The organism is Curtobacterium flaccumfaciens (assembly GCF_018598405.1).
Taxonomy (GTDB): domain Bacteria; phylum Actinomycetota; class Actinomycetes; order Actinomycetales; family Microbacteriaceae; genus Curtobacterium; species Curtobacterium aurantiacum.
In genome coordinates, this window is sequence record NZ_JAHEWS010000022.1 from 57,927 (window position 1) to 66,968 (window position 9,042).

The 9,042-nt window shown below is 71.2% G+C and carries 5 protein-coding genes; all 5 read left to right on the top strand.

All coding sequences use genetic code 11. From position 1 onward, the window contains the following. The first annotated feature begins 191 nt into the window (after positions 1-191). The 5 genes from pstC to KK097_RS13730 all read left to right on the top strand — a co-directional run bounded on the left by pstC (position 192) and on the right by KK097_RS13730 (position 9,006). On the top strand, positions 192-1,175 hold the full coding sequence (pstC, locus tag KK097_RS13710) for a phosphate ABC transporter permease subunit PstC (protein ID WP_214529924.1): 984 nt from the start codon (positions 192-194) through the stop codon (positions 1,173-1,175). A gap of 2 nt (positions 1,176-1,177) precedes the next feature. Further along, the gene (pstA, locus tag KK097_RS13715; RefSeq protein ID WP_214529925.1) at positions 1,178-2,542 is read left to right on the top strand and encodes a phosphate ABC transporter permease PstA; all 1,365 of its coding nucleotides are present in this window, start codon (positions 1,178-1,180) and stop codon (positions 2,540-2,542) included. Further along, the gene (gene pstS, locus KK097_RS13720) at positions 2,539-4,275 is read left to right on the top strand and encodes a phosphate ABC transporter substrate-binding protein PstS (RefSeq protein WP_307858400.1); all 1,737 of its coding nucleotides are present in this window, start codon (positions 2,539-2,541) and stop codon (positions 4,273-4,275) included. The genes pstA and pstS overlap by 4 nt, the downstream gene beginning before the upstream one ends. Continuing rightward, positions 4,272-6,875, top strand: coding sequence for a hypothetical protein (locus tag KK097_RS13725; protein WP_214545194.1), 2,604 nt, complete (start codon positions 4,272-4,274; stop codon positions 6,873-6,875). The genes pstS and KK097_RS13725 overlap by 4 nt, the downstream gene beginning before the upstream one ends. Before the next feature lie 64 nt (positions 6,876-6,939). Further along, a complete protein-coding gene (locus KK097_RS13730; RefSeq protein ID WP_214545195.1) occupies positions 6,940-9,006 on the top strand; it encodes an Ig-like domain-containing protein in 2,067 nt (688 codons plus the stop codon). The last annotated feature ends 36 nt before the right edge of the window (positions 9,007-9,042 follow it).

Below are 9,042 nucleotides of genomic sequence, written 5' to 3' on the forward strand. Positions count from 1 at the left end.
GAACGGAGGGTGCGGGGACCAGAGGAACCTTGCGATCCGCTCAGGAAACCCGTCTGTTCACTTCTGAGCCGTTTCCTGGACGCCGGCTGAGGGGCATCCGTTGGGCGAGCGACTGCCAATGTGATGCCCGCCGGAACGGGAACGCAGCATCCCCCGGCGCACCCGACCTGCTGCCCCGGACCCTCCGAAGGATGCCGTTGTCCACAGATTCGCCCCGCCTGCTCACGGTCGTGCGGGACCCATCGGACGTCAGGTTCCGGAACATCGCTCGTGCTGGCGGTGTCACCGTCCTCGCGATCATGCTGCTCGTCGGCCTCTTCCTGGCCGTCCGGGCCGCGGAGGCCCTGCGTGTCGCCGGGTTCGGGTTCCTCACCACGCAGGCCTGGGACCCCGACGCCCACCGGTTCGGCATCGCCGCCGTCCTGGTCGGCACGGTCCTGATCGCCGGTGTCGCGATCGCGTTCGCGCTGCCCCTGTCCTTGGGCACCGCGCTGTACATCACCGAGTACGCGCCGCTGCGGATCCGCAAGGCGTTCATCGGCCTGGTCGACCTGATGGCCGCGATCCCGAGCGTCGTCTACGGGCTCTGGGGCTTCTTCTTCCTGCAGTCGCAGATCACCCCGGTGTCCCGGTGGATCTCGCAGTGGTTCGGGTGGATCCCGCTCTTCTCGGTGTCCGGCGTCGACCTCGACGACCCGCTCGCGTCGCCGACCGCGTACACGGCCTCGACCTTCATCGCGGGGATCGTCGTCGGCCTGATGATCACGCCGATCGTCACCTCGATCATGCGCGAGGTGTTCTCGCAGGCCCCGCTCGGTGAGCGCGAGGGCGCGCTCGCACTCGGGTCGACGCGGTGGGGGATGATCCGGTCGGTCGTCCTGCCGTTCGGCCGTGGCGGCATCATCGGCGGGACGATGCTCGGACTCGGCCGGGCGCTCGGCGAGACCATCGCGGTCTACATGATCATCTCGCCGGTGTTCGTCATCCAGCCGCACATCCTGCAGGCCGGAGCGAGCTCGGTCTCCTCGCTGATCGCCCTGCGGTACGGCGACGCGACACCGTTCGGCATGTCGGCACTCATGGCAGCGGGTCTGACGCTGTTCCTGATGACGCTGTGCATCAACTTCGCCGCGTCCGCAGTGGTCGCCCGATCGCGTTCGGGAGCGAGCAGCTAGTCATGACCGACACCACCCAGGCGCCAGCGGGCGTCACGTCACCCCTGCCCACCGTCCCCCTGTCGACGCCCGTCCCGGCCAGCCCGGTCACCGTGTCGACCCCCTCCGGCTCCGGTGCCGGCACGGTCCTGCCGCGGCTCGAGCGGGGGTCCGAGCCGGACCGCGGACCCGAGGAACGCCGGTTCAGCGGCACTCGGATCAGCGACGTGCTCTGCGTCGTCGGCGCCGCGGTCGCCTCGGCCTCGGTCACGTCGATCGTCTTCACCGAGCTCGCACCGGTCTCCGGACCCATCGCGTTCGCCGCCGTCGCCTACGTGATGTTCCTGGTCTTCTACGCGCTCCTCGTCGCCACCAACGAGAGTGCGGCCGTGGTCCGTGACCGGGTCGTCTCGGCCGCGGTGCACTCGCTCGCGTTCGTCGTGGTCGCGACGCTCGTGTTCGTCGTCTCGTTCAGCGTGATCCGGGCGACCAAGGCCCTGCCGCACTGGAACTTCTACACCCAGGACATGGCGCTCACCGGGCCCCTCGACCCGATGACCTCCGGCGGCGTCCTGCACGCGGTCGCCGGGTCCCTCATCCAGATCTCGATCGCGCTCGTGATCACGGTGCCCCTCGGGGTGACCACGGCGCTGTTCCTGACCGAGGTGCCCGGGCCGTTCGCCCGGTTCGTCCGCACCATCGTCGAGGCGATGACCGCGCTGCCCTCGATCGTCGCGGGGCTCTTCATCTACGCCAGCGTCATCGTCGGGCTCGGCTTCGACAAGTCCGGGTTCGCCGCGTCCCTGGCGATCAGCGTGATGATGCTGCCGATCATGATCCGGTCCGCCGACGTCGTGCTCCGCCTGGTGCCGTCGACGCTCAAGGAAGCGTCGATCGGGCTCGGCGCCGGGCAGTGGCAGACGGTGTGGCGGGTCGTGCTGCCCACGTCCCGCTCCGGCCTCGTCACCGCGATCATCCTCGCCACCGCGCGGGGCATCGGCGAGACGAGCCCGGTGCTGCTCACCGCCGGCTTCGCGCCCGACCTGAACCTCGACCCGACGACCGGCCCGATGATCTCGCTGCCGCTGGCGATCTTCGAGTTCGTGAAGTCGCCCGAACCGAACATGATCGCCCGCGGCTTCGGCGCGGCCGCGGTCCTGATGTTCCTCGTGCTCGTGCTGTTCGTGATCGCCCGTGTGATCGGGTCGCAGACCGTCGCGACCCGCGAGCGCCGCAACGACCGCTTCCGCGCACTCGGCCGCCTCGTCCTGCGCTGGGTCGCCGCCGCCGAACCGGTCTGGCGCCCCGTCGGCCGCTTCGTCCGTCGGCACGCCCGACGCTACGTCCACCCGTTCCCCACCGACGCCTCCCAGAAGGACCCCTCGTGAGAACCCGCAGAACACGCCTGATGGGCGCGGTCCTGGCCGCCGCCGCACTGGCCCTGTCGATCCTCCCCGCCACCGCGGCCGACGCGGGTGAGTCCTACGTGCCCATCTCGGGCGCGGGCTCGTCGTGGAGCTCGGTCGCGATCCAGCAGTGGGCCGTGAACGTGCAGCAGTACGGCATGAAGGTCCGGTACGCCAGCACCGGGTCCTCCGACGGCCGCAACCAGTTCAAGGCGGGCACGGTCGACTTCGCCGTCTCGGAGATCCCCTACGGCATCAAGGACGGCGGGGTCACCGACGTCCCGCCGACCGTCGGGTACGCGTACATGCCGATCGTCGCCGGTGGCACGTCGTTCATGTACAACCTCAGTGCCGGTGGCAAGCAGATCACCAACCTGCGGCTCTCCGGCCCGGTGCTCGCGGGCATCTTCACCGGCAAGATCACGAGCTGGGACGACCCGAAGGTCAAGGCCGACAACCCCGGGCTCGACCTGCCGAAGCGCCGCGTGGTGCCGGTGGTCCGGTCCGACGGCTCCGGGTCGACCGCGCAGTTCACGACCTGGATGAGCAAGAAGTACCCGTCCGAGTGGAACGCGTACTGCAAGCAGGCCGGTCGCCCGCTGCCCTGCGGCATCACGTCGAACTACCCGACGGTCGCCGGCAAGGGCTTCATCGCCCAGCCGAACTCGCAGGGCGTGTCCGGGTACGTCGCACAGAAGGCCAACGTCGGCACCATCACGTACGTCGAGTACTCCTACGCTCTGAAGACCGGCTACCCGGTGGCGAAGGTGCTGAACAAGGCGGGCTACTACGTCGAGCCCACCGCCTCGAACGTCGCGGTCGGTCTGCTCGGCGCCAAGATCAACCAGGACAAGCGGTCGTCGTCGTACCTGACGCAGATCCTCGACGGCGTGTACGACAACCCCGATGCCCGCACCTACCCGCTGTCGTCGTACTCGTACATGGTCGTCCCGACGACCACCGACGCGAGCCTCACGACAGCGAAGGGCAAGACCCTCGGCGCGTTCGACTACTACTTCCTCTGCGAGGGGCAGCAGCAGGCCGAGGTGCTCGGGTACTCGCCGCTGCCGATCAACCTGGTGCAGGCCGGACTCGACCAGGTGCGGCGCATCCCCGGGGTCGAGGCGAAGAAGATCGACATCCGGAAGTGCAACAACCCGACGTTCTCCGCCGACGGCAAGAACACCCTCGCCGTCAAGGCGCCGCAACCCCCGGCGTGCGACAAGCTCGGCGCGACCCAGTGCAACACCGGCACCGGCGGGGCGAAGGGCACCGCGACGCCGACACAGAGCGGCGGCGCGGCCGGCGGCGGCACGAACGACGGCGGCGGTGCCGGGGCGGCCGGGGGCTCCGGCTCGGGGTCCGGCGGCGGTTCGGGTTCCGGTGCGGAGGGCGGCGGTTCCGGGGGCTCCGGCTCGGGAACCGGCTCCGGTTCGGGTTCCGGGAGCGGCTCGACGGACCAGCTCTCCGGCGGCAGCACCGGCAACGGCGGGACCGGCGCGGTGCCGGCACTCAACAACGGCTCACCCGTGCAGTGCGACGCCGACAGCGGCGTGTGCCAGAACGTGGCCGCCCTGCCCGTCGAGGTCGACGCCGCCGACGGCTGGACGCCGACCCGCACCCTGATGCTCTGCGCCGTGGCCGCCCTGCTGGCCGTGGTCCTGCTGCCGCCGCTCATCGGCGTGCTCGTGTCCCGACGGAGGACCCAGAAGTGAAGAACCAGCACCTCGTCCGACTCGGCTCCGCCGCGCTCGTCTTCGGCGCCGTCACGTCGACCATCGCCGGTTCGCTGCTCGTCGCCACGATCCCGGCGTCGGCCACCGCGCCGTCGGCCACGCCCTCGTCCGCGGTCACGAAGTCGTGGGTCGACGCACAGGCCGCGATCGGCGCCGGGGGAGCGACCCCCGAGCCCGATCCCGACGCAGCCGACTTCTCGAAGATGTCCTTCACGGTCAGCCAGACCGAGGAACTCACCGACCAGGGCATCACCGTGAGCTGGACCGGTGCGAAGCCGACCTCGCCGAGCGAGTACGCCACCGACTACGTCCAGCTCATGCAGTGCTGGGGCGACGAGGCGGCCGGACCGTCCCCCGAGCAGTGCCAGTGGGGCGCTCCGTCGTCGACCATCGCGGGACTGACCGGTGTCGGGGCCGCCAAGCGCGACCTGGTGAACGGGGACGACCCCCGGCAGGACCCGACCCTGACCGGACCGGACGCGAACCCGGACCTGCTGCTCGAGCCACCGGTCGAGAACCCGTTCCTGCGGGCGTACCGCGTGCCCTTCCGGTCCGTCGACGGCACGCTGTCGAAGAGCACGACCGAGCTGTCGAAGCAGTTCGACGCGACGACCACGAACGAGGTCACCGCCGCCCGGACCGCGAGCGACGGCACCGGCCAGGTCACCTTCGAGACCCAGTCGGGCCTCGAGGCCCCGCAGCTCGGCTGCGGACAGGACCGTGTGGTGGCCGGCAAGGCGACACCGCGGGACTGCTGGCTGGTGATCGTGCCCCGGGGCAGCCACAACCTCGACGGTGGCACCGCGGCGTCGACCGCCGCCGGTCGCGTCACCGGGTCGCCGCTGTCGGCGTCGGCCTGGCGCAACCGCGTCGTGTTCCCCCTCGGCTTCCAGTCGGTGGCGCAGGCCTGCCCGATCGGCAACGCGGAGCAGCGCATGGTCGGGTCGGAGCCCGCCACCGAGGCGGTCACCGCCTGGCAGCCGGCTCTGTGCGGGCTCGGCACCACCTACGGCTACTCGCAGATCGGCGACGAGGAGGCGCAGCACCAGATCGTCTCCACCACCGGCGGGGCGTCTCGACTCGCACTCGTCAACACGCCCCTCGACCCCGCGACCGCCCCCGACACGACCATCCGGTACGCCCCGGTGGCCCAGTCGGCGATCGTGATCGGGTTCTCGATCGACTACCGCCTGTACCCGGACGCCCCGGCGAAGGCGAGGAACGGTCTGCAGGCGCAGGAGCTCACCCTCGACGCACGGCTCGTGGCGAAGCTGCTCACGCAGTCGTACCAGGCGGACGTGCCCGGCCGCGGCAAGGGTGACCCCACGGTGGCGGCGAACCCGTCGAGCATCGTGACCGACCCGGAGTTCCTCGCGCTCAACCCCACCTTCGTCGGCTCGAAGAGCGACACTGCGCCGACCGGCCTGATGGTCGCGCTCGGCGACACCGACGCGAACGCCCGGGTGTGGGCCTGGCTGCGGGCCGACCCGGTCGCGGCGGCCTTCCTCGACGGGCGCCCGGACGAGTGGGGCACGCGGATCAACCCCGCGTACCGCCCGCTGGCGCTGGCCACCGACACGACGGTCGACAGCTTCCCGAAGGCCGACCTGACCATCGCGAAGGGCGGCGACCCGGACGAGACCGGCTACGGCACCCTCGACATGCGGCCGTACATGAACGACATGCACGAGGGGGCCTACCGGACGCTCAAGGCGGACCCGAACCAGAAGGACTCCTGGAACCCGTTCGGGCAGCCGAAGGGCTACACCTCGCTCGGTGCGCAGGTGCCGGGGAGCCGGTTCCTGCTGTCGATCACCGACACGGCATCGGCTGCCCGGTACGCGATCCCCACGGCCAAGCTCGTGAACGCCGCGGGCGAGGCGGTCGCCCCGACCACCGAGTCGATCACGAAGGGCATCGCGACCATGCGGCCGTCGACCGTCCCCGGTGTCGTCGTCGCGGACCCCGCGAACCGCGACGCGGGTGCCTACCCGCTCGCCCTGCTCAGCTACGCAGCGGTGAACGTCTGTGCCTCGAGTCCCACCGAGCGTTCTGACTACGCCACCTTCATCCGCTACGCGAGCGGTGCGGGGCAGGTACCGGGGGAGAAGCAGGGCCAGCTCCCCGCCGGCTACGTCCCGCTGTCGAGCAGCATGCGGGCAGCGGCCGGACAGGTCGCCAGCGGCCTGACCGACGCGAAGACGGTCGCCGCCGCCTGCCCGGAGGCTCCGGAGACGTCGGCGCCGACCGAGCCGACGACGTCCGGCCCCGACGGGGCGGTCCCGCCGCCCACCGACACGACGGAGACCGTGACGGACCCCGTGACCGACCCGGGGACGTCGACCGACACCCTGCCGGACGCGACCCTCGACCCGGTGGCCGACGCCGCGCCTCCCGTGTCGACCAACGACGTCGACGAGGCGTCCGGACCCACCCAACGCACCCACGACCAGCCGCTCGCGGCGACCCGCCTGGGTCTCGCAGCGGCGCTCGGAGCCGGCCTGCCGGCGCTCGGCGTGGGGCCGTTCCTGATCCGCCGTGGCCGGAGGCTGGCGATGCTGGCCGCCGCCCACGTGTGACCGAGTTCCACCCACGACCGCTGCCACCTGGGCAGCGTCGAACCCACGAAAGGAAACACCAGCCATGAAGGTCAACACCTTCTGCAAGACGGCAGTCACGTTCGGTGCAACTGCGCTGATCGTCGGTGCCCTCTCCGTGCCGGCGGCCCAGGCCGACCCCGCGGGGAACGCGTTCGGCAAGCTCGTCGGTCTCGGCTCGGACACGACGCAGGACGTCATGAACGGCGTCGCGGCAGCGGTCGGCGGCAACCAGATCGCCTCGTACGACGCGACCAACGCCGGCCCCACCGTCGTCACCCGCTCCGGCGGCGCGGCCATCCCGCGCGTCTCCGGCTCCGGTGCCGGGCGTGACGAGCTGCTCGTCTCGATCGGCGCGGTCGCCAACAAGTCGGGCGTCGCCCTGGCCGACGGTACGAGCACGACGATCGACGAGTCCGTCGTCGGACAACTCGACTTCGCCCGCTCGTCGAGCGGCCCCGCCGCCAAGGACCAGTCGGCCGACGGTGTCCTGGCCTACGTGCCGTTCGCCCGCGACGCGGTCGACGTCGCCTACGCGCCGGGCAGCCCGCTGTCGAAGGTGCCCTTCTTCATCGGTGACGGCTCGCAGGCCAAGACCGCCCCGACGCTCTGGAACGTCTACCGCGGCGACGTGTCGCACGCGTACTTCAACGCGGACGGCACCTACAACTCCGTCGGCGGCAGCGCGACCGGTCCGGACGGCACCAGGGCCTACGAGCTCCAGCCGCTCCTGCCCAAGTTCGGTTCGGGCACCCGCAGCTACTTCCTCGGCCAGCTCGGTCTGACCGACGCCTCGGGGTTCACGAGCACGAACTCGTTCGTGTCCGACACCTCGGCAGGCAAGCCGATCGAGGAGCACGACGGCACCGCGGTCGTCGCGGCCGACACGGGCTCGACGCTCGCGATCGCCCCGTTCTCGGTCAGCCAGTGGGTCGCGCAGGCCAACAGCGTCGGCGGGGTCACCGACCGTCGCCACGGCGTGACGCTCGCCGACCTCGGCAAGACGGCCGGCAGCCAGACCCCGGCGACCACCGGCAGCGGCAAGGCCTACGCGACCAACCCGGCCTTCGCCGGCTTCGTCCGTGACGTCTACAACATCGTCCCGTCGCGCCTGGCGGACGACCCGTCCAGCGCGATCGCGAAGACGTTCGTCGGCAAGGACTCGCTCGTCTGCAAGCAGACCGCGACCATCGCCGCCTACGGGTTCCTGCCGGAGCCGGCCACCAACGCCGCCACCACCTGCGGCTACGCCCAGCTGCGCGCCTTCTCCGCGTCGCTGAGCACCACCGCGCTGTCGATCCCGGCGAAGGCCGTGGCCGGCAAGCCCGTCAGCGCCACCGTCTCCGTCGACTCGTTCGGCACGGGCGGCGGCACGGTCCGGTTCCTGAACGGCTCGACGGTCGTCGGGACCGGCACCATCGCCAAGGGTGCCAAGAGCGTCACCGCCCCGGTGACCCTGCCCAGCGGCACGGCCTCGGTCAACGCGCTGTTCATCCCGGCGCTCGCCGGTGTCTCGTCGAGCACCTCGGCGGCGTCCACGGTCACGGTCTCCGCGGCGACCGGCGTCACCATGACGGTCCCGCGCCTGACGGTCGGCAAGACCGCCAAGGTGACCACGACGATCACGGGCGGGAACGCCACGGGCGGCACCGTCACCATCAAGAACGGCACGGAGACCGTCGGCACCGCCAAGGTCGCCGCCGGAGCCACCACCGCGTCGGTCTCGTTCGTCCCGAAGCGCACCTCGTACAGCCTCGTCGCCACGTACACCCCGGCCACCACCGGCGGGACCGCCGCCACCAGCGCGGTGTCGACGGTGAAGGTCGCCAAGGGTGCACCGACCGTCAAGGCCGGCAAGGTCAAGTCGGTCTCCACGAAGTCCCACGCCAAGGTCACCGTCGCCGTGAGCGGTGCCGGTGCGACCCCGACCGGCAAGGTCACCGTCAAGGAGGGCAGCAAGACGCTCGCCTCGGTGGCGCTGTCGAAGACCGGGCGCGGCACCGTCTCGCTCCCGCGTCTCAAGGCCGGCACGCACAAGCTGACCGTCGTCTACGGCGGCGACTACCTCTGGAACACCGCGCGGACCTCGTCCTCGGTGAAGATCACCCGCTAGTCCCCCCCCAGCCCGGCCGGTCCGCGAGGACCGGCC

Coding starts and splice junctions, on each gene's coding strand:
- pstC (WP_214529924.1), top strand. CDS start 192: ATGCCGTTGTCCACAGATTCGCCCCGCCTGCTCACGGTCGTGCGGGAC.
- pstA (WP_214529925.1), top strand. CDS start 1,178: ATGACCGACACCACCCAGGCGCCAGCGGGCGTCACGTCACCCCTGCCC.
- KK097_RS13730 (WP_214545195.1), top strand. CDS start 6,940: ATGAAGGTCAACACCTTCTGCAAGACGGCAGTCACGTTCGGTGCAACT.